Source organism: Paenibacillus sp. 2RAB27, assembly GCF_052115445.1.
Classification (GTDB): domain Bacteria; phylum Bacillota; class Bacilli; order Paenibacillales; family NBRC-103111; genus Paenibacillus_E.
Genome location: NZ_JBFRGR010000054.1, coordinates 11,835 through 32,310, shown reverse-complemented (window position 1 = coordinate 32,310; position 20,476 = coordinate 11,835). Strand labels below are relative to the sequence as shown.

Sequence of the window (20,476 nt, the reverse complement as noted above, 5' to 3'; positions counted from 1 at the left end):
GTATGTTCCCTTATTCTATTTATACTTACAACTCTTATTTTATTGAGATTAGTTAGAAGAAATACAAGAAAATTAATAGCAGTACTATCATTAACTTTATCTATCTTAATTGGCACATATTTAATCATTTGTCTCTTTTTTTATCAAAATCTGGACGAACTTATTAAAATTAATCATCTTGTTTACCAACCTAAAAAGATTGATCAATCTACTGCTGAAAAGATTAGGTTGCTTTATAGTGATGCTGAAGAAATTAAAATCAATACATCTGACAATATAAACTTGTACGGATGGCTTATGAAAAATTCGAGTGTTAAAGAAGCCCCGCTACTTATTTACTTTGGAGGTTCTGGGGAAGAAGTATCTGATATGTTATCGATTGCTGAGGGTTTAGATGGATGGTCTGTAGCATTAATTAATTATAGATCGTATGGACTGAGTGAAGGAGAACCAAGTAAGAATAGTTTAAACAATGACGCAAATTTAATTTATGATTATTTTTCAAAAAGAAGTGATATTGATAATAAGAAAATAGTCTCGATGGGATATAGCCTAGGAACGGGAATTGCTGTGAACTTATCAAGTGAACGCTCAACAGTTGGCACAATTCTAGTTTCTCCGTTTGATAATTATTCTAAGTTTAAGGGCAAATCAATCTCAAACGCTTTACAGCTACATAATATGTTTCCGCTATCTTATTTTATTGGAGAATCTTATAATTCAATAAAAAAGGCATCTTCAATTAAAACTCCGTTACTATGCTTAGCAGGGGACTTAGATAAAAATATTCCTATAGAATCTTCTAAAAACCTTGTAGCTAAATGGGGAGGAGAGAAGACAATGAAGACAATTCATCTTGGTGATCACTCTTTCATATTCTCCAGCGGGGATGCATGGAATGAAATAAAGAACTTCCTTAAGGTAGTATAACTTAACGTGCATGGCAGTAGCTGGTTATGGATAAAGAACAGTAGCTGATAACTTGAAACGGGTGGTGGTTACATGGACACAACTGAATTACTACTTGAAAAGCATGGTTTAGAACCAAGTTTAATTCACAGAGAAAAAGTTTTGGAGTTTTATAGGAGCTATTATGGTTTTAGCTAACGCAGAACCGTTAGATTAATATCGAAGGGCTACTTCGACCAGCCTCGCTCCGCAATGGGTTAATCAGATTATCTATTCTTGTATGACCTTAATAGCTCTTATTTGTTTCTCGGGGTTTTGATTTGTAAAGGTAATCGTATAATGATTATACGGCGGATTATGAGCTCCAGAAAATGTCGTTACTTTCAATGTTGTCTCCCAATAGTATTGACCCCACGACGATCTATTGATCTTCAGCATTTTATCAACCATGAATTGCCTTTCATCTTTATACTGCGAAAGAACTTTGCCTATAGATCCAAGCAAAGTCCCAACAAATGCATCTTTCAATACATCACATGGTATTTCTTCGTTGTTCAGATTAATTGGGTTTGCTTGAATAGGTGTTGCATTTGTGAATAGTGTAATAAAGGCTACTAAAATAATTATAGTTTTCATTGGAAATCCCCTTTTAGTATTTGTTGTATTTTCCCATTTATAAAGGCTGATTATTCAAACACTCCATTAAATTAAAGGGTAAAGATAGTTATGGGGCTTGCCACGTGGCAAGTCCTCTTTTGGTATTAACGGGCAGCATAATTCAAACTTACCAGCAGGATTTATCTTGGTTACAACGCCACCCTATTTGTTTGATAATTGTGACTTTATGATAAACGAAATATTTATTCTAAGACCCTATAGAGGTAAAGGAATAGGCGAAAACTCTGTAAGAGAAGTCTTCAATTTACATCGAGGAAAATGGATGCTCTTTACTACACCAACGGACAAGAATTTGGATACTATAAGTTTCTGGAGAAAAACATTATCTGGGTATACAAATAATCAATTTACCGAAGAAGATAAAGAACTGAATGATGTCGGGTTCTCCAAAGTTTTTAAATTCAATAATTAAGTTGTATACATAGGGGAAATTATCTACTATTTGCGATATTAGCGAATGTAAGAAATCGATATAATAATCCTCTACAGAACTAACAACTTTGTTACTTAGATATCCAGAAGAGACAATACCACATATAAAAGATGTATTAAAATCAAATGATGATATTTKGAAAGAATGGAGCTTAAAACATTTTGTAAAGGAACTACCAATACATTTAATCACGGAATTTCAGCCGGAGTTAATTAGAATTGCTAATACGTCAACCAAAAGTGAATTGCTGGAAGAGGTGAATGAAACTGCTCTAATGATTCTGGAAACCATTATTAGATAAGGCTTTTAGTCTTGGTTTAGGTGTAAGATATATAAATAGTTTAGAATCAAGCAAAGTAATTTCGATAATAAATGAACCGACGGACGTGGATGAAACTACAAAAAAATATGGAAAATTCAATATCAGTTGAAAATAGTGCAAGATCAAGCATCCGTAAAAGGACTTCTTAGAGAGCCCACTGTAGTGAAATTTTTAAGCGTTAACGGACAGTAGAGCGGATTCAAATTAGAATTAAATTTCTGTAAAATGATGGAACTTTCGTGAATATTGAACGTCTAAATGTTTAGTAGTAATTACAGGAAGATGTTTCATGAATAAATTATTTACATATTAAAGATTTGTGTTGGTTGTTATAATAGCCGGCGTTTTGGTGGCGATTTTCTTTTGGTCAAAATTCAGTAACAAGGAGTTTCGATATGAAAAAAAGAGAGCTATTTGTAGTAGTTATAGCATTAATCGCCTGTTTGGCGGTAAAGGAAGTATTCGCAACAACAACTATAGCTGTCGAGGATTCATCTCCAGCGAAGACAATTACCTTATTTGAGGACACTACTTTATTAGGTGAAAACGGGCAGACAATCGGAATCATAGCTCCCCAAACGGTTACTATATTGGACAACAGTCAACGGAGAGTTGGACATGGGGAAGGTTATTTGGTTCCGATTTACTTGATTTCTACCTGGCTTGGAAATGCATGGATAATGCCAAATAACGCGCTTCTGGGAAATCAAAAGTCAGTTGATACGAGACTGGAGATTTTCGGTGTGGAGTCGCTCTATAGCGATCCCGGACTTACCAAGCCTACAGGGATGAAATTGGCGCCGCAAACTGTAAAAGTGAAAGCAAAGTGGGATAGCCGCTACTTGATTGAGACATTGAACGGAGAAAGATGGATCTCACCGCGTTACACGGCTTTGTTCGAGGTGAGCGAGGTCCGGCAGGAAGTCCAGCTAAAAAGTACGACGTAGCTTTTTCGTTCTCCAGATGGTATGGAAACGGGAGCCAATTTGAGCCCCCAAAGGGTGATGGTGAATGAAGTCTGGCGAGACTGGTGCCGAATAGATTCCTGGTTAGGGCCAGTCTGGATCGAGCTTAAGGTTGCTGAGTAATATTATGACATAACTGGAAACATTAGCTCAGGCTGCCGGATCGGTTTTGCAAGTAACATGACAAATGGGAGTTGCTGTTTGTTTTGGATCTGCACATAGTTCACCAATTGTCATTTTTCAATTATTAGTATTTAATGATAAAGACAAATAGGAGAGTGAGGGATTTATATATTGATGAATATAGTCCGGTTTACCGGCATAATGACACCGATATTGCTTAGTATTCTCGCTTGTAGTGATGATCAGGTTCATCATACCAGTATGCCAACAGCAAACTCTCGACATAGTGACCAGCAATCGGTCTATAGACCTAACTTGTTTCTTGAGAATATAGCGTTTCCCTTCGGTGAAGGTCTGGGACAACCACTAGAGTCAGGCGCTCCTCCTTCTGAGGCGAAGCTTATCAAAAGCTTTGCTCTATCTCGCTCTGATGCGGAAGTTCATATTTATAAAAGTGGTGGTGATGCTTCACCAATATATACGGTGTATCTCAAGGGTAAGAACTCGGAGTGGAAGTTGGGTAACTTGACTAATTTTAATGAAAATCAAGTTTGGATTAATCCGATGAATTTCTTAACCGGGGATGTGTCTGGCGCGTCTATTGAAATCCCTTTTGGTAAAATAGGTGCAAAGAATGGGTTGGTGATTTATCATCACAAGACCGATTCATGGAAGGTAATCGATTTTCAAGGACATACCGCCATTCCGATGGATCTCGACAATGACGGTGTCCCTGAATGGGTCGGAAACCAGACGGATTGGGTGCCGCCTGCTGTTGAGATCCATCGTTGGGTCGCAGAATATGATCGTTTCGAATCGACAGTAATTCAATGGGATAGTAGTCTCTTCCCTGATGAGGCTAAAGAAGAAGTTTTTTACTCATCCCTTTTTGTGGAGGAGGGGAAGCATTTCATTGAAATTGGCAACAAAGAAGGTTACGCCTTTTTTACATTTGACCACGGGTTCTTAAAACAGTACAAACCCACCGACACCAGAAGCCGCGTCTTGGAAATGCAATTGGCTCGACAGCATCATTAATTATGAATATCATAATGCTCGTTGCACTAAATATCTGCCAGCTTTTACGCCTAATCAGCGTATGCAGGTTAATATACATGTTTAAATTCTTTTTGCAGCTTTTTGGGAGAAAGGTTGTATTCCTTTTTGAACAATCTATAAAAGCTGGAGTAATCAGGAAAACCGCATTTCAAGGAGATTCTCTCTATGGATATCTGATTTTGTTTAATCATAGTTACAGCGTAAGATAGACGCTTTAATGATACATAGCGATAAAAGGGGATGTTCATATTTTTAGTGAAGTAGTGAGAAAAGTAGTACTTATTTAAATGGAAATAATCGGATACCTTATCTAAGGATAAATCTGGTTCTGTTAAATGTGATTCAATATATTCTAGTATAGATACGAATCTTGGCTCCAGTTCATTTTTGTTACTAAGGTTTGGGATACTACCTGCAGGATCAAAGATGTCCTGAAGTACTTGGAAAAAGAGATAATTGATTGAAAAAGAATTATTTTTTTCCCCATTTATTATTTTTTGATGAATTTCTTGAAGTGAAGAAGTGATATGTTGAAAGTTTTTGGCATGCAAATGGAGCAAATACGAGCCTTGCATCTTTTGATTCACAACATTCTCTTTCATAGATGGTGAACTAGACATAAAATCATCCATTAAATGTTCACTGACACTAACAATAATTCGTTTATATGCATCGAAATTCTTAACAATAGCTTGATGAACTGCATAAGGAGGGATGACAACAACATCTCCTCTCTTGAGGGAATACGTTTGTCMTTCACAAAAGAATTCAACCTCCCCTTCTAAAAAGACAAGGATTTCTGTCGCATCGTGCCTATGTAATCGAAATAAATTCTGGATTTGAGAAAAATCAATGGATGATTTGTTATTTTTTACAAGCCAATCATGGGATTGGTTTTTTTTAATCAAATAATTAATTTCAAAACCATTACTTTTAACTGGAATAAGATCAGATAGCTTCATGGCAGTGGTGTCCTTTCGAATAGCAATAATTACAATATATTTAGCAATATATATCGATTATTTTGAAATTATTGTTGTTACTATAGAAGTATAACAGTTTGAGAAAGCGGTAACAAATTATTTAGGAGGAATAAATCATGGAAATGAGAATGAAACAACCCCTTTTAGAAGTTAGATCCAAGACCATTATTGAAGTGGATGGATTAAAATTTAAAGATTTGAATGGCAATGGGAAACTGGATCCCTATAAAGATTGGCGGTTGAGTCCGAAGGAACGTGCGGAGAATCTTGTTTCCTTGATGAATGTAGATGAAAAGGTCGGTATGATGCTGATTAATACACGTCAGATGGGGCTATCTCAAAAAGATAAGAGTAAGACAAGTCACGATGGTGTATTAGATGAAGGTATTGTTGAAAAAGGAGAAAGTATTTTCGCAATAACCAAAGTAATGGGAACAACGTATACGATCGAAAATATGCATTTACGCCACTTCATCTTGCGAGACAACTGGAGTCCAGCTCAAATGGCCGAATGGGTAAATACAATGAATGAAGTTTGTGAAGGAACTCGTCTTGGTATCCCTTGTTTGATAGCATCTAACTCGAGAAACGAAAATACAGAATTCATCTTCGGTATGAATGACGCAGCAGGAATTTTCTCGACTTGGCCAGGAACTCTAGGCCTGGCAGCAGCAGCTAAGGGAGATATAAAAAATGGCGGCGATGCCTCACTAATTAGCCAATTTGCTCAAATCGCCCATGATGAGTGGGATGCTACGGGACTAAGAAAAGGCTATATGTATATGGCTGATACAGTTACAGATCCGAGATGGCAACGGACATATGGTACGTTTGGTGAAGATCCGATATTTATTGCTGACGCCATCGGTCGGATTATTGACGGTTTTCAAGGGGAGAGCTTAGGATCACATAGTATTGCGATGACAACGAAGCATTTCCCAGGTGGAGGAGCAAGGGAAAATGGATTTGATCCTCATTATGAGGAAGGTAAGTGGAATTTATATCCAACTCCAGGGAGCTTGGAGAAATATCACTTGCCTCCATTTCAGGCAGCGGTAGATCATGGAACTTCATCGATTATGCCTTATTATTCGATGCCAAGTATTAAAAAGAGTGTCGTTCAAGAATTCGAGGGTGAAGACATACCGTACGAAGAGGTTGGTTTTACATTTAATCATTATTTCTTAAATCATATTCTTAGAGAAAAATTAGGGTTCAAAGGCTACATCAACAGCGACAGCGGCATCACGAGTAAAATGAGCTGGGGCGTTGAAGCGTTGAGCGAAGCTGAACGTTTTGCAAAAGCTATCAATGCGGGTACAGATATGGTTGCGGATACCAATGATATTGAAAATTTGAAAGCAGCTATCAATAATGGTTGGATAAGTGAACAGCGTATCGATCAAGCCAATGTACGTCTACTTACAGAAATGTTTGCTTTAGGTCTGTTCGATGATCGTACTTATGTTTCTGCAGATTTAGCTAAAGCAACCGTTAGTCAATCTGCTCATTGGGATGCGGCCTATCAAGCACATAAAAAGTCAGTAACAGTGCTAAAAAACCAAAATCAGACATTACCCTTAACCGTTGAAAAACTAGAGAGTAAGTTGGTTTATGTGGAAGTTTTTCATAAGGATACAGAACGAGCAGTTGCATATACGGCAAAAGCAAAGAAAGAATGTCAAGAGCTTGGACAATTTACACTGACCGATAACTATGAAGAAGCTGAAGCAGCGATTTTGTTCTTACATCCTAAATCGGGCGCTTATTTTTCTGCAACGCCAGGATTGTTAGAGCTTGAAATTTGTGAGAATAAGACAGAGACGGCTTTAGATGGTTCGTCTTACCAAGAAACGACCTTGACCGGTATGAATCATCTAAGAGAAGTTACAGAAAATATTCGCAGTCGCGGAGGAAAAGTCATTATAAGTGTTAATGTTACATTGCCATGGATACTTGGCAATGTTGAACCTTTGGCAGATGCATTGATTGCTGGATACGACACGTTCTATAAGGCGCAATTTGAAGTTATGTCAGGCAATAGCCGACCAGTAGGTGTGCTACCGTTAACATTGCCAGCGAGTGAAGCCGTCATTGCGGTTGATACAAATGGGAATTGTGTGTCGAGAAATGACGTTTCGGGTTATGATAAGGACAATTATATGCCTGAAGGATTATCATATGCTTATAAGGATAGTGATGGTAACTTCTATAAACTTGGCCACGGACTAACTTATGAGAATAAATTAAATCTGTGAATAAAAGCCAGCAAACTTGTACAGTGCGGCCTGATGGGAACAGAACCCTACATAACGATTACGGTGGATATATTATTGGTATACAAATTGTTTAGGAAAAGTGATTGGCAAATTGGAGGAAAGCAATGAGACTGCCGAATTCTAATACTTTTTTTAACACGATTCGTTTCAAATTGATTAGTGGATTAATTGTGGTCATGCTGCCTGTGCTTTCATTCTTGATTTATAATAGCTATTATTCAATTCAGGTGGTTCGTAATCAGGTAACACAGTCCAAATATTGAAGGCAGTCCCCCTGTCTTTAGGGGAGAATCGCATAACAGTAGCGGGAACGGACGAGCATGGCGTTATCTATAAGGAGGAAATGGTTCTTAATCATACAGCCGAAATAGATAAAAATTATATCTACGTTGCAAAAGAAGAAAAAAGACATGTCATTAATTGGTTCGAGAAATTTGATTTATCAAATGTTCAGGAAATTATTCTTAAAGAGGGCTAGTATTCTACTTTTGATACGATAGAAGACCTTTACAGCAATGAGGAAGCTAAGGCAATATTCAAAAAATTCTTCGGAGACATGGCAGAGAGCCCAAGGTTTACTGTCATGAAGGGGATCATGTCCATTGAAAAAATTTCTAAACTGTCTGTCTTTAAGATCCCCAAGGAATTACTGTCTGTCATTAATAAAGAATTGAACATGATTAAGAAATAATATTTCTACTGGAAGAATATTTCCAAATAGGAGAAACGAATATGAAGCGTGTAAGAATGGGTATTATAACGGCGATAAGGCATGCCTGCTGCAAAAAAATCACTAATCATCCGTCGCAAAGTGATTAGTTCTTGTTCCATATTAACGGGCTGATCAAATTCAGGATTTGTAGACACGTATACCGTTTGGATGTTTGGGTCAGTCTCACGAACTTGGTCAGCGATTTGCTTTACAAGCTGGGGCGTAATGCCTGTTTGACCGATATTTGTAATCGCATTTGAAGTTTGAATCCTCATCTTATCACATTCCTTTCTTACTTTAAGATTTCTATTAAATTGAACTTTCTATTCGAAATTTTATAACCATTTTTTTCACCGAGTTAATTTAAAAGATTGGTGCATCCTAATTTTGAAAAAAGAACTAAAATCAGGAGGCAACAATGAGAACGATCCTAACTTTTTGTATATTCTTTTTATTATTTCAGTCTGTTGGTTACGCCGTTCCTCAAAAAGACCGGTCTTATTATGAAAAGCGCGGTGAAGTCGTCTGGGAAGTATCTACCGATGAGAAAGTGATCGCCTTAACATTCGATGACGGTCCTCATCCGAGTCATACACCGCAAATCCTGGACTTGCTCAAGCAGTATCATGCTAAAGCCACTTTTTTTGTGATTGGGAATAAAATAAAACTTTATCCTGACGTGCTCAAACGAGAAATAAACGAAGGACATGAGATAGCCAATCATACATATAGCCATGCTTTTCTTTCTAAACGGACTAACATGAAAAATGAAATTAATAAAGCAGAGGATACCATTTTCTCCGTAGCCGGGATTCGATGTCAATTATTTCGCCCGCCTGGGGGCTTTTATAATGAGAGGTTAGTCAGTATTGTCAAACAAGAAGGATATAAAATGATAATGTGGTCATGGCATTTGGATACGAAGGATTGGAGAAAGCCAGGAGTCAATAACATTGTAAATAAAGTTTTAAACAATTCAAGCAGCGGGGATATCGTACTGTTCCACGATTACGTGGAAGGTCCTACTCAGACCATCGAGGCTCTAAAAAAGATTTTGCCGGAATTGGAAAAGAGGGGGTATCGGTTTGTTACTGTCTCCGAGTTGTTAACCTATCGGAAGGCAGTCCCTGCTAAGAATCCGTGAACGCTCAAGAGGCATGCTGCTGATGCGGCATGCCTTAGTTGATATCATAATTACTACTCTACAGCTTATGATCAAAGCGTACGGAATTTGCTGACATTTTCATTATTCTTGGATTCGCGGCTTGGGATAGAAATGAAGTAATCCGCACAAATTACCATTACATGCTTTCATTATAGCCATCGACCATGTTGATTATCGTTTGGAGCATGCTCGGAAAACAAATCCTGTAGAAGTTTTCAATTTTAAAAAACAAGACAAGCTTCTACAAATAATAAAGATTGTCTTGAAACCTTAGCACATACGGTTTATAAATGATCATATAAGGAGCGATTAAAGTTAGTGACAGAATTAGCGCTATTAAAAACGGAGGAACTTAAGAGAGAAGATTTTGAAAAGGAGTACAAGGCATATATGGAAGCCCAGTGTACTCATGAGTTCAGGCTAAACAATAAATCAACAATTTACGTTTGCAAGATCGGATTGGCGCAAGGAGCTAACACTAATATTGCCGAATCTGGGATGAATCTTAATACAGGTAACGTTGCTTTAGGTATAGAACTTCAGCCAGGTAATATCAGTACTGTTAATATTGTTGACAGAAAAGTAGCTGCAAATATAGCAAATTTTTCTCTCATATATAGAATTATTGATTCTGGGGAAGAGCTTGTAACGGAATTTGAGGAAGTTCGAGCGCCGAGTGACGAATATTTAACTTTCGTTACGTGGTCAATAAAGGATCCGGAGAATTTCGAACAGGAAAATTATCCGAAACCAGGAATTGAAGTGATTATTAAAACAAATAAAACAACTCATCACCAGGACTGACAATGTAAGTCAACCATACTAAGCGCCCCATCAAAGGAAACACACCAAGTTCTTGTCAACCGACATTAAAATTCAATAACTTATCTCATTAAAAGCCGCGCAAATCGCGGCTTTTATTAATTAAGGGATCAGTTACTTGATTGGGAGCTGTCATCGGTCCGTATGCATCCCCTCAAAAACTGGGATCTACAGATCCTGTAACTGGATGATTTTAATTTTGGTTGTTAAGTTTAAAAAAGTGAGCAAGATCCCCTGATTTCAAGGGGTTCCAACTCACTTTTTTACCTAATCCTTAAGCATTAACAGTCTCAGGTCTTTTAATTTGTAGCGGTGGAGGAATCAGCCAACCTTTTTCTTTACTCATCTCAAGTATTTTTAATCCTAAGGCTGTTTTAGTTATATGGTACTTCGCGAATAGAGCGCCAATATCTTCTCTAATAGCTTGTCCCATAGCTTGACTACAAGCAACTAGTCCTAGTGAAGCATCAGCTGCTATTTTGGCTGAAATTTCAGGATCTGTAAATCTTGCACCAACTGGGATGTCTTCAAGTTTAACTGATGGTCTTTCAGGAAGCATAGGAATAGATGGAATTCCATTGTCTACAAGAATCTTATCCAGTTCTTTAATTTCCAATTTTGCTTGATCAATCAGATCGTCTAGAACTTTTTTTAGTTCTTTGTCACCTGAGTGATTTAAATAAGCTTGATAGCAAGATACAGCCCCTTTTGCTACTGTGGAAGCTTGCCATACACTAAAAATTTCTCCGTAGTGTAGAGGTTCATCTTTTGGATTTCCACTTAAAATTCCCATTTTTTTATATCTCCTCAATTATTAATTTTTGACTTTACTATTATGTCTGAATGCCATTATATAATTCATGAATGATTAATTTGAACTAAGCATAAATTAGCTTATTTTTCCCCAACTTTATTTCTTGATCTCATTCCAGCTAGGCCAAACAGACCAATCAATCCAAGCCAACCCCAGTTCGAAGCATTCGATCTCGAATTTACGGTATCATAAGCACGGATGGAATTTGAATTATTAGAGTAAGAATTTACCCCATTGCCGTAATTTGCTTGGTTAAGCTTAGTACTGGGAGAAGCAGAAGGTGAGCTAATCGTTCCTGTATTTGTGCCGTATGCACCGTAATTATTCACATTACTATTTGTACTTGTTGAAGAATTCATTCCAACACCTGTATTTTCATGTGCTCTAACTGTTCCAACACTTAATGCTGATGTTAATAAAATAGCTAACGTAAGAGTTTGAACCTTTTTCATATTGACCTATCTCCTCTCAACTCTTTATTTGGTATCACTAGTTAGGATGTTCAACAAAGGCGTTTTTTAATGGGGGAGTTAGTGGAATTAATCATAAACTCAATACGCCGCCACAATTGTATATGCATGTTCAACCGCCTGGTCTACTCACAATTTAGTCCGTATGAAGCTTTACGAATAGGGACATTATGCCAGCGCTACATTGCCCTTTGGTCATAGCTTCACGAGGCAGCCTTGGCAATGGGTGGAGACACCTTGGCCTTTGCAAGTTTGAAGAGGAGGTCAGTCGATATGGATTTACAGGATAGCTTAAAATTCTTGCGTGAAAGAGAAATTGTTCATTCTTTACGATTTGGAGCATTATAAAAGAGGACTTTCACCTCCCTAAACACTAGAGGTGAAAGTCCTCAATTTACTTATTCGACTAAATTAGTTACTTGTATACCCGTAGTGCGCGATCACAGGTTGTGATGATTGTAGTGATCCTTGTTGTTGATATCCACTATGCTGGGAATTCTGCGCCTGATAGCCGCCGTAATGAGAAATGACTGGCTGTGAGGCGTTTTGGGAGTACGCATTCATTTGAGATGCATGGTTAGGCTGTATATTGTGCTGGGAATTCTGTGCCTGGTAGCCACCGTAATGAGAAATAACCGGCTGTGTGGCGTTTTGAGAGTAAGCATTCATTTGAGATGCATGGTTAGGCTGTATATTGTGCTGGGAATTCTGTGCCTGGTAGCCACCGTAATGAGAAATAACCGGCTGTGAGGCGTTTTGAGAGTAAGCATTCATTTGGGCTGCATGGTTGGGCTGCGTGTATTGTTGGGAATTCTGTGCCTGGTAGCCACCGTAATGAGAAATAACCGGCTGTGAAGTGCTTTGAGAGTAAGTATTCATTTGGGCTGTATGGTTGGGCTGCGTGTATTGCTGGGAATTTTGTGCCTGGTAACCGCCAAAGTGAGAGATGACCGGCTGTGAAGCGCTTTGAGAGTAAGCGTTCATTTGGGAAAGATTGTAGGGCTGTCCGCTCTGTTCCCGATTTTGAGCCTGGTAACCTCCGTAATGGGAAATGACTGGCTGGGAAGTATTCTGCGTAAATGCGTTGTCCTGTGTATTTTGATTCTGATAGCCACCGTAATGAGAACCGACCGGGGCCTGCGAAGAATAAGAATTTGCGTATCCGTTTGTATTGGACGATTGAGATGAATTGTTTAGGCTTTGCTGTCCGAATTGATTCATGTTTACTTTCCCTCCTAGAATATCTATCTTGGCAAAGGAAATCCCTTAGAAGCCTACATTATTATTAGGATTCCTCCTGTTTTTATCCTGCAAATAATTGGTTATTTAACGGTACTAGTCCGGAAAGGGGTTCCTTTCTTTGATAAACAAAGAATGCTATTATTTATTGAAACTTGCTCAAACCGGTGACATCACAGCTCCMGATTGCGATCCGACTAAACCGAGAATACAGTAAATATGAAATAACCCAAKGGATTAATCCTTTGGGTTATTTTTTGTTTCAATCACATTTATTTTCCCTTCATAGCAAAATAAATCGGAAAAGATACAGCTGTTGCAATGCTTAATGAACTAGCAATTAAACGCGCAGAGATGAATGATTTATTTTTCATAATTGGAAAACCTCCTGAATATTAAGTGCTATATTTAGGGCTCGCTTCTTAAATGTGAGATAAGATATTCTTACAGAACTTTACARAACCTAGTACATCAATACTGTGCCTTTATTTTTGTAACTAGTCACGTGTTTATTTTCTTTTACACTGTTACCTGGCAAAGGCGAATAACTTGTATCAAGCGTATTACTTCTACTACCGGTTCCAGATGCAACAACTCTCGGTCCATTATTAACTGATATAGTTAAGCTATTAACCGCATAAAAACTGAATGTTAATATTAAAACAATAGAAATTGTAACCATAATAATCTTTCTCATTAATTGTCTCCTTTTTAACATGATTTGAATTCAATGTTAGGATGCCCAGATTTAAGTTCTTAAAGTGCCCATTTGTTTAAATAATTGTTCCATGAGTTTCCCTTTATTTTAAAGTCATTTTAAATACTCGATATAATGTCCAATTTATCTAGATAGTTCTAAATAGAAATAGAATAAAGTTACTGAAAAAGTGAATTTTTGATTATTTCTTTTGGACACAATAAAACAGAGGTGATCATATGCGTTGTTTACTTTGCGAAAACGAGCAAATGTTAAAAGGAAAAAAAGCGAAATGTTTTATTTGTACCATTGTCACGCGTCGAAAATTACCTAAAACTTAATCGTACAAGCTATGGAGGTTTTTTTATTGGAGTCAAACCAGGATAAGCTATCAATTATTGCCCTTGGTGGAGTAAATGAAATTGGCAAAAATATGTACGTTATTCAATATAACGATGATATTGTCATTATCGACTGTGGTTCCAAATTTCCAGATGAAAGCCTGTTGGGCATAGATCTGATAATTCCAGATATCTCTTACTTACTTGAAAACATTGATAAAGTGAGAGGTTTGGTTATCACTCATGGACACGAGGATCATATTGGCGGTATACCCTATATTATCAAACAGTTGAACATGCCCATTTATGCTACGCGACTTACCCTTGGTCTTATTAAGGGGAAATTGAAAGAACACGGACTTCTGGGCACGACTACGCTACACGAGATTGATGCAAATACTAACCTTATATTAGGAGCCATTCCGCTAAGCTTCTTTAGAACGAACCACAGCATTCCTGATTGCTTAGGTATCGTCTTCGATACACCGCAAGGCGTAGTTGTACATACAGGCGATTTTAAGTTTGATTTAACTCCAGTAAACGAGCAATATGCAGATATTCATAAAATGGCAGCGATCGGTCAAAAGGGGGTACTTGCTCTACTCTCTGAGAGTACGAATGCGGAGAGGCCAGGCTTCACACCATCTGAACGCTTCGTAGGGGATCATATCGAGGAAGCATTTGCCAAGGCTACAGGAAAAATATTTTTATCGACCTTCGCCTCTAACGTCAACAGGTTACAGCAAGTCATTGTGGCAGCGGAAAAAACAAACCGTAAAATCGCCCTTTTAGGGAGAAGCATGGTCAATGTCGTGGAAATAGCTTTATCGCTGGGCTATTTGAGAATGCCTCCTGACATGTTAATTGAAGCTCAAGATGTGAATCGTTACTCTCCGCATGAGCTTGTTGTCCTCTGTACGGGAAGTCAAGGGGAACCTATGGCTGCATTAGCCCGCTTATCGAGTGGCACACATCGCCAAGTCGGAGTTTCTCCTGGTGATACAGTGATTCTAGCAGCGACACCTATTCCTGGTAACGAACGGAACGTAGCTCGTATCGTAGATAACTTATTCGCGAAAGGAGTTAAAGTGATCTACGGCTCCGGATCGGTAACTGGCATGCATGTATCCGGTCATGCCAGTCAGGAAGAATTAAAGCTCATGCTCACATTAATGAAGCCTACATACTTTATCCCAATTCATGGGGAGTATCGCATGCTGTATCAGCATCGTTTATTAGCTGAAGCTGTTGGTGTAAATTCAGATAACATTTTTATTATCAATAACGGCGAGGTAGTTGACTTTACAGGCTCTATCGCTCGTCAAGAGCGGCATATTCCGAATGGAAATACGCTAGTAGATGGACTTGGTATTGGAGATGTTGGTCATATTGTTTTACGAGATCGGAAAGTGTTATCTGAAGATGGCATATTGATTTTTGTGCTTTCACTCAGTAAATCGGATGGCACCGTTGTATCAGGGCCTGATATCATATCCCGCGGGTTCGTCTACGTGAAAGAATCTGAGGAATTAATGGAGGAAGTACATCGGATTGCATTAACGACCATCACACAGCTGCAAGAGACCAAAACGAACCAATGKGGGCTCTATAAACAAGCGCTTAAAGAAGCGGTTGGTAAATATTTATACACCCAGACCAAAAGAAGGCCGATGATATTGCCGATTATCATTCAGGTTTAATATTCGTGAATAAGGATGGAAAATAGCGCCATAATATAGCTAGAAGTCCATTTACCGAAAAGGGAGGGTACAACTACGATGACATCGAGTCGAGGACATCAAGGCGCACATGGCATTGGTCAAATTGCCCCGCAACTGAACAATCAAGCCGAAGCTGCGGAACAAATTCAAGGGAGTAATCAAGTAGATCAAGAGATCCAGGCTGCAGCAAACGAACATACTTCAGAGCTGGATGATATTTTCAGTAATGATAATGATAGCGACTAATTCCATCGAATTGAAATAGACCTGCTCCTGCTGATCCTGGAGTAAGCTTATAAGAATGAAGCAAGCTTTAAACAAACACATCTTATTAGTGTCAGTTGACAAGAATATGGTCCGAATAAAGTCCGCGTAAATCGCGGGCTTTTTTAGTTATTGGCGCGCCTAGCAAAGCTAGGCACAACTAATTGATGGAAGTTCAATCGAAATAAGAGCCAAGTCGCCTCATAGCTAACAGGCAACTGGTGGAGAGATCCTAAGGTTGAAGCCTTGTGACAAAGTAGCCCTGAAAGGGACAAGAGAGAGTCGAGCCTCGCGAAATTGTGGGCAAACTAACCCAGGAGCAGATCACAGATAAAATAGTGACGAAGATATTCAAAGTTTTACGACATGGCTTGCAACGAACAAATAATGCAATCGTTCACAATATTTACATACAACGCGATAAGAGATGACTCTATCGTGTAATTTATATTTTTCCAGCTACAGATGTCTCATCATTTAGCTTGCTTAGAAGTTTTTCTGATGAGACGTAGATGAATAAAAAGTGAAATAGCTAGTAGCTAGCGGTGGGATCCTCGCACGTCAGCATTCACTTTTCCTCAACTACTTAAGCACTTTAAGCGGTTCAAAATTCGGATAAACATAAGGCGAACTAGGAGCAGCGATTTTCTCGATTTGGGTGGCTGCGATTTTGAAAATATCATTGCCATTATAGTTACCATTTTGAATTGTGCCGGTAACTTTAACCCACATGTCTTTTGGGTAGTTTTGAGCTGTTGGGAAGTCAATCAGCACGCCATAGGGAGAAGCATCTGCTGAGCAGCAGCTTACTGCAAATCGGCCAACGACAAATTGGCTCGTTAACATCTTCTCCTCACGATACACGAAGCCGGTAAGCTCTATTTTTTTGCCTATAAAGTTATCCTTGAAGAGGTCAATGGTTGAAAGGATTTCCATGAAAATTTCTGGCTGTACAACGATATGATCTTTTTTATAGAGAATGACGCCCATCTTCGCAAAGTCTTCGTTCCATTCATCGGTAGTTTTGAATAACTTCTCGATCTCAGCATCTTGTGAAGCGACAGGTGGAGCATCAGGTTGAGTTGTTGGTTGAGCGAATGGCGGCGTTTTATCGCTAGTAGCAGGTTTAGGAATAACCGTAACCTTGTTCGTGTCATCTCGTGTAACCATTGATGGGCTCGGTGTTGCTGTCACTCCTAAACTATTTACATTTGGAATCGGAGTGCTCGATATTTCGGCAGCTGAAGTTACTTTGGGTTTGGCGAAATTGGATGTGCCTGCCGAAAGATTAATTCCCTTGGCAGCAACCATCGCGCTGTTTAAGGCTGTGTCCGGAAGTAAGAAGCCTATCATCAGCGGCAATACCAGAAGGCCGTAAGCTACTGAATTACGAATACGTGATCGCGTAACGGGCTGTTCACATTCACAAGCAACTGGCCTACCCCAGTAGGCACGAAGTGCCAGATAGCCTTGAAAGTTAGCAATAATATATAAGACGACTGAAGCTGTTTTCACGTAGATCATCATTCGCGGAGCGATGTAATATTGAAGAGCGTCTGATTTGACAAGGAACACAATATAACCGGAGAAGCCAAGCAAAATGATCGTACGAAAAAAATAATGTAAGCTGGTTATACGAATTTGATTCAAAGTTATACCTCCTAAAAGCTATTTTTAAGAAAAAAAATGTTCCCAAAACAGTGAACAAGCTAGTACGGTAATGGAAATTAAGAGTATTAGAAACAAGACGAATCTGGATTTAAACACGGAAAGCAGCATTAGCGTGCTCTTGAAATCAAGCATAGGTCCGAATACAAGGAAAGTAAGCAATGAACCAGGTGTAAATGACGTTTGAAAAGAAGAGGCCACGAAAGCGTCTGAGGTCGAGCATAAGGAAAGGATATACGCAAAACCCATCATAAACACGTGAGAGCTAATTGGGCCTTGACCAATGGCAAGAAGACTTTCGCGATGCATAAATACCTGAATGATGGCTGTCAACAGAGAACCGAAGACTAAATATTTACCCATATCAAAAAACTCATTGGAAGCATGGACGAAAAATGTGTTTAATTTACTTGAAATACCGCCTGAATGCTGATGACTTTCCAACTCGGACTGGCTTGCGAAACTTGAACGACTGATTCGTAGCGGATTGCTTTTGATACAACGATAAAGGATTAACCCAATAACAATGGCCACGAGGAAAGCTAGTCCCATTCGAGAATAGGCAATAGATGGTTGGTTTCGGAAAGCCATGAACGTAGCCGCGAACACAATAGGGTTAATAATCGGTCCGGTTATAATAAATACCACTGCGATGTAGACGGGCATTCCTTTCAGTATGAGCCTTCGAACAACGGGAATCATTCCGCATTCACACATTGGAAAAAGAATACCTAGCAAGCATGCAAACAAAATTCCGAGGAAAGGGTTTTTGGGAATAAATCGTTGGATCGCTTTCTCAGACACGAATGTTTGGAGTAATGAAGACAATAATACGCCAAGTAAAATGAACGGCATTGCTTCTAAGAGAATGCTGATGAAAATGGTTTTAAAGGATTGAATGTGTTCAACTGTAAATAAACTAGGTAAGAAATCAAAATCTTTTAGAAGAAGTAAAATGAGGATGAAACAAATAGCTGCCATTATTTGCATCGTAGTCCTGTATATCGTATTCGGCATTGTAAACTCCTTAATCAAAAAAATTACTACTATAACGTATGAAGTGTAATAGAGAAATAGGACATTCTTAATAAAAACAGCAGCCTGCTAAATTAAGCACTTCAGGCTGCTTTATTTCTTTATGCGTTAAAGTCAATTAAACGTCTCTCCCAATCTTCTTCCAGGGATTTTACGTCTAAATCCAAGCCTATGAGAACAAGATAAGGAGTTCCCTGATAGGATGTTGGCTGCCAGTTTATACGATTGCCTGCAAATTGCATGAGCAACGATTCAAGTTTAGCGCCAATCAGTAAATAACCTTTAGCACGAAGGAGCTTAGCCCCCCAGTCGGCTAGATAACGTTCAATAAATCGTTGATTTAACTGAAGGTCACTCGCAATAGGAATAGAAATACTCTGAATACGTGAAAAAGATGCTTTAGGTTTGTCAGACTGCTTCAATGACGGTGGGGTCTTCATGGTTTGCACTTGCATGCTTCTGTTGAAACTCAGTGTATTCGCAGACTGATATTGCATTGGAGGAATCTCACCGAAAATAAGACTTAAATCAAATTTACTATTAGACGTTGGAAGTAGCAAAGAGTGTTTATTGTATTTGCGAATTGTTTTTTCAATTGTTTTTATCTGTTTATCTGTGACAAGGTCGATTTTATTTAGAATAAGTAGATCCGCAACTTCCATCTGTCTGCGAAGCGTGTGAACCAGCTCGCGGTCCGAGGCGAAGATACTGTTATAGTCAAGTACATTCTCAGCGTCAAGTACCGTGATGACTTTATGCAGTTTCACATAAGGAAGTAATGCGGGTTCGGTGAGAGCATCGACGATTTCTTCTGGGTTGGCAACACCAGTCAATTCAATGAGAATGACATCAGGCTTGCGAACTAACAATTGTTTAATAGAACCGCTTATGTCACTCTTCTTGGAGCAGCAAATACATCCATCGAGCAGTTTGGCCAAGTTCACATCGGGTGAAGCTTCTTGAAGAAGATGTCCGTCTACATCTTGTTTGCCAAGCTCATTCATAAGAACAGCAGGTAAAAGATTGAAGATGGCAGCTTCTCGTAGCATACGGATAAGCAGTGTTGTTTTGCCACTGCCTAAAAAACCACTCATAACAATCACGGGAACTTTGCTCAAAAGKAGGACTCCTTTACTCGGAATTAAAATGTAATGATTACGAATTAAATTGTATTATAAAAAACAGTTTGCTGCAAGATTTGAAAAAGCGATGTGATTTATATTTGACGTGTCGTAGTAAGGCTTGATAAGGTATTACTAATATAATAGTAATTGTTACTAATAAGATACGTATACGGTTCATCTTACAATTGTAGGAGATACCCTTGATGATAGTGGGTTTTTGGTTGATTTCAAATTGTTAAAGAAAGTCATCCACCAACGCTACGATCATACACTATTGAATGAACACGCTGACTTTGAGCATAGATTTCCTACAACTGAAATTGTGGCTGAAACAATTTGTCATCTCGTTCAGCAATTTCTTGATCCTATGTGGAATCAGCCACGTTGTTTACAAGTGATCCTACGTGAAACACCGACGAGCTATGTCGTATATCGAGCCGAATAGAATGCGTGCTTCTAATAGTTACTCACTGCAAATGGCTTATTACCTGTCACMGGAGGAAGAGAGCCAAAAGAAATAGCATGGTTATTCTCCTTGTAAATGTGATAGCCAATTGCTATAATCGTAAATATTACGAATAGTATATGTAGTGCTAGGCGTTCTGTCAAAAAAGAAAGGAGGAAGCAGATTTCCTATGACAACATGGAATTTG

21 protein-coding genes and 1 pseudogene are annotated in these 20,476 nt (G+C 38.6%); 12 read left to right on the top strand and 10 right to left on the bottom strand.

Features of this window, described 5'->3' with window-relative positions; genetic code table 11:
* A partial coding sequence (locus tag AB4114_RS33735) for an alpha/beta hydrolase (RefSeq protein ID WP_441992339.1) occupies positions 1-930 on the top strand: 930 nt, incomplete at its 5' end.
* 249 nt (positions 931-1,179) lie between these two features.
* Here the strand turns inward: AB4114_RS33735 and AB4114_RS33730 are convergent.
* On the bottom strand, positions 1,180-1,545 hold the full coding sequence (locus AB4114_RS33730) for a DUF3888 domain-containing protein (protein WP_441992338.1): 366 nt from the start codon (positions 1,543-1,545) through the stop codon (positions 1,180-1,182).
* A gap of 97 nt (positions 1,546-1,642) precedes the next feature.
* On the opposite strand from AB4114_RS33730, the gene AB4114_RS33725 reads away from it, so the two are divergent.
* The 4 genes from AB4114_RS33725 (at position 1,643) to AB4114_RS33710 (ending at position 4,468) form a co-directional block, all read left to right on the top strand.
* Entirely contained in the window at positions 1,643-1,999 is a 357-nt protein-coding gene (locus AB4114_RS33725; RefSeq protein WP_441992337.1) for a hypothetical protein, read from the top strand.
* 88 nt (positions 2,000-2,087) lie between these two features.
* Positions 2,088-2,321: a DUF5071 domain-containing protein gene (locus tag AB4114_RS33720; RefSeq protein WP_441992336.1), complete on the top strand. Its 234-nt coding sequence runs from the start codon at positions 2,088-2,090 to the stop codon at positions 2,319-2,321.
* A gap of 416 nt (positions 2,322-2,737) precedes the next feature.
* Positions 2,738-3,289, top strand: coding sequence for a hypothetical protein (locus AB4114_RS33715; protein WP_441992335.1), 552 nt, complete (start codon positions 2,738-2,740; stop codon positions 3,287-3,289).
* 312 nt (positions 3,290-3,601) lie between these two features.
* Positions 3,602-4,468, top strand: a complete 867-nt coding sequence (locus AB4114_RS33710) for a hypothetical protein (protein WP_441992334.1) — start codon at positions 3,602-3,604, stop codon at positions 4,466-4,468.
* A 68-nt stretch (positions 4,469-4,536) separates the two neighbouring features.
* Here the strand turns inward: AB4114_RS33710 and AB4114_RS33705 are convergent, their stop codons facing one another.
* Positions 4,537-5,451: an AraC family transcriptional regulator gene (locus AB4114_RS33705; RefSeq protein WP_441992333.1), complete on the bottom strand. Its 915-nt coding sequence runs from the start codon at positions 5,449-5,451 to the stop codon at positions 4,537-4,539.
* Between the two features lie 137 nt (positions 5,452-5,588).
* Between AB4114_RS33705 and AB4114_RS33700 the strand changes: the two genes are divergently transcribed.
* Together AB4114_RS33700 and AB4114_RS33695 are read left to right on the top strand one after the other, a co-directional pair.
* Complete coding sequence (locus AB4114_RS33700) at positions 5,589-7,730, top strand: glycoside hydrolase family 3 protein (RefSeq protein WP_441992332.1); 2,142 nt, start codon at positions 5,589-5,591, stop codon at positions 7,728-7,730.
* A gap of 125 nt (positions 7,731-7,855) precedes the next feature.
* On the top strand, positions 7,856-8,014 hold the full coding sequence (locus AB4114_RS33695; RefSeq protein WP_441992331.1) for a hypothetical protein: 159 nt from the start codon (positions 7,856-7,858) through the stop codon (positions 8,012-8,014).
* A gap of 433 nt (positions 8,015-8,447) precedes the next feature.
* On the opposite strand, the gene AB4114_RS33690 is transcribed toward AB4114_RS33695, so the two are convergent.
* A complete protein-coding gene (locus AB4114_RS33690) occupies positions 8,448-8,738 on the bottom strand; it encodes a YhcN/YlaJ family sporulation lipoprotein (RefSeq protein WP_441992330.1) in 291 nt (96 codons plus the stop codon).
* A gap of 143 nt (positions 8,739-8,881) precedes the next feature.
* Here AB4114_RS33690 and AB4114_RS33685 point away from each other — a divergent pair, with 143 nt between their 5' ends.
* Both AB4114_RS33685 and AB4114_RS33680 read left to right on the top strand, forming a co-directional pair.
* Positions 8,882-9,607 carry a polysaccharide deacetylase family protein gene (locus AB4114_RS33685; RefSeq protein ID WP_441992329.1) on the top strand — a complete coding sequence of 242 codons (726 nt, stop codon included), beginning with the start codon at positions 8,882-8,884 and terminating at the stop codon, positions 9,605-9,607.
* A 339-nt stretch (positions 9,608-9,946) separates the two neighbouring features.
* A complete protein-coding gene (locus tag AB4114_RS33680) occupies positions 9,947-10,432 on the top strand; it encodes a hypothetical protein (RefSeq protein WP_441992328.1) in 486 nt (161 codons plus the stop codon).
* 292 nt (positions 10,433-10,724) lie between these two features.
* Here AB4114_RS33680 and AB4114_RS33675 read toward each other — a convergent pair whose 3' ends face one another.
* The 4 genes from AB4114_RS33675 to AB4114_RS33660 form a co-directional block, all read right to left on the bottom strand.
* Complete coding sequence (locus tag AB4114_RS33675; RefSeq protein WP_441992327.1) at positions 10,725-11,243, bottom strand: DUF3231 family protein; 519 nt, start codon at positions 11,241-11,243, stop codon at positions 10,725-10,727.
* A gap of 101 nt (positions 11,244-11,344) precedes the next feature.
* Positions 11,345-11,716 carry a WGxxGxxG family protein gene (locus AB4114_RS33670; RefSeq protein ID WP_441992326.1) on the bottom strand — a complete coding sequence of 124 codons (372 nt, stop codon included), beginning with the start codon at positions 11,714-11,716 and terminating at the stop codon, positions 11,345-11,347.
* A gap of 429 nt (positions 11,717-12,145) precedes the next feature.
* A complete protein-coding gene (locus AB4114_RS33665) occupies positions 12,146-12,955 on the bottom strand; it encodes a hypothetical protein (protein WP_441992325.1) in 810 nt (269 codons plus the stop codon).
* A gap of 481 nt (positions 12,956-13,436) precedes the next feature.
* Positions 13,437-13,670 carry a hypothetical protein gene (locus tag AB4114_RS33660; RefSeq protein WP_441992324.1) on the bottom strand — a complete coding sequence of 78 codons (234 nt, stop codon included), beginning with the start codon at positions 13,668-13,670 and terminating at the stop codon, positions 13,437-13,439.
* A gap of 367 nt (positions 13,671-14,037) precedes the next feature.
* Here AB4114_RS33660 and AB4114_RS33655 point away from each other — a divergent pair, with 367 nt between their 5' ends.
* The gene (locus AB4114_RS33655) at positions 14,038-15,711 is read left to right on the top strand and encodes a ribonuclease J (protein ID WP_441992323.1); all 1,674 of its coding nucleotides are present in this window, start codon (positions 14,038-14,040) and stop codon (positions 15,709-15,711) included.
* Between the two features lie 78 nt (positions 15,712-15,789).
* Positions 15,790-15,978 carry a hypothetical protein gene (locus AB4114_RS33650; protein WP_441992322.1) on the top strand — a complete coding sequence of 63 codons (189 nt, stop codon included), beginning with the start codon at positions 15,790-15,792 and terminating at the stop codon, positions 15,976-15,978.
* Between the two features lie 600 nt (positions 15,979-16,578).
* On the opposite strand, the gene AB4114_RS33645 is transcribed toward AB4114_RS33650, so the two are convergent.
* The 3 genes from AB4114_RS33645 to AB4114_RS33635 form a co-directional block, all read right to left on the bottom strand.
* The gene (locus AB4114_RS33645; protein ID WP_441992321.1) at positions 16,579-17,646 is read right to left on the bottom strand and encodes a TIGR03943 family putative permease subunit; all 1,068 of its coding nucleotides are present in this window, start codon (positions 17,644-17,646) and stop codon (positions 16,579-16,581) included.
* Positions 17,647-17,670: 24 nt separating this feature from the next.
* Positions 17,671-18,681, bottom strand: coding sequence for a permease (locus AB4114_RS33640; RefSeq protein WP_441992320.1), 1,011 nt, complete (start codon positions 18,679-18,681; stop codon positions 17,671-17,673).
* Between the two features lie 119 nt (positions 18,682-18,800).
* Complete coding sequence (locus AB4114_RS33635; protein WP_441992319.1) at positions 18,801-19,817, bottom strand: CobW family GTP-binding protein; 1,017 nt, start codon at positions 19,815-19,817, stop codon at positions 18,801-18,803.
* A 169-nt stretch (positions 19,818-19,986) separates the two neighbouring features.
* On the opposite strand from AB4114_RS33635, the pseudogene AB4114_RS33630 reads away from it, so the two are divergent.
* Positions 19,987-20,268: pseudogene (locus AB4114_RS33630) on the top strand (6-carboxytetrahydropterin synthase); the annotation flags it as partial.
* Between the last annotated feature and the right edge of the window lie 208 nt (positions 20,269-20,476).

Excerpts from the sequence above, each read along its gene's own strand:
- AB4114_RS33730 (WP_441992338.1), bottom strand. The coding sequence starts at position 1,545 with ATGAAAACTATAATTATTTTAGTAGCCTTTATTACACTATTCACAAAT.
- AB4114_RS33715 (WP_441992335.1), top strand. The coding sequence starts at position 2,738 with ATGAAAAAAAGAGAGCTATTTGTAGTAGTTATAGCATTAATCGCCTGT.
- AB4114_RS33700 (WP_441992332.1), top strand. The coding sequence starts at position 5,589 with ATGGAAATGAGAATGAAACAACCCCTTTTAGAAGTTAGATCCAAGACC.
- AB4114_RS33695 (WP_441992331.1), top strand. The coding sequence starts at position 7,856 with ATGAGACTGCCGAATTCTAATACTTTTTTTAACACGATTCGTTTCAAA.
- AB4114_RS33690 (WP_441992330.1), bottom strand. The coding sequence starts at position 8,738 with ATGAGGATTCAAACTTCAAATGCGATTACAAATATCGGTCAAACAGGC.
- AB4114_RS33685 (WP_441992329.1), top strand. The coding sequence starts at position 8,882 with ATGAGAACGATCCTAACTTTTTGTATATTCTTTTTATTATTTCAGTCT.
- AB4114_RS33675 (WP_441992327.1), bottom strand. The coding sequence starts at position 11,243 with ATGGGAATTTTAAGTGGAAATCCAAAAGATGAACCTCTACACTACGGA.
- AB4114_RS33670 (WP_441992326.1), bottom strand. The coding sequence starts at position 11,716 with ATGAAAAAGGTTCAAACTCTTACGTTAGCTATTTTATTAACATCAGCA.
- AB4114_RS33665 (WP_441992325.1), bottom strand. The coding sequence starts at position 12,955 with ATGAATCAATTCGGACAGCAAAGCCTAAACAATTCATCTCAATCGTCC.
- AB4114_RS33660 (WP_441992324.1), bottom strand. The coding sequence starts at position 13,670 with ATGAGAAAGATTATTATGGTTACAATTTCTATTGTTTTAATATTAACA.
- AB4114_RS33650 (WP_441992322.1), top strand. The coding sequence starts at position 15,790 with ATGACATCGAGTCGAGGACATCAAGGCGCACATGGCATTGGTCAAATT.
- AB4114_RS33640 (WP_441992320.1), bottom strand. The coding sequence starts at position 18,681 with ATGCCGAATACGATATACAGGACTACGATGCAAATAATGGCAGCTATT.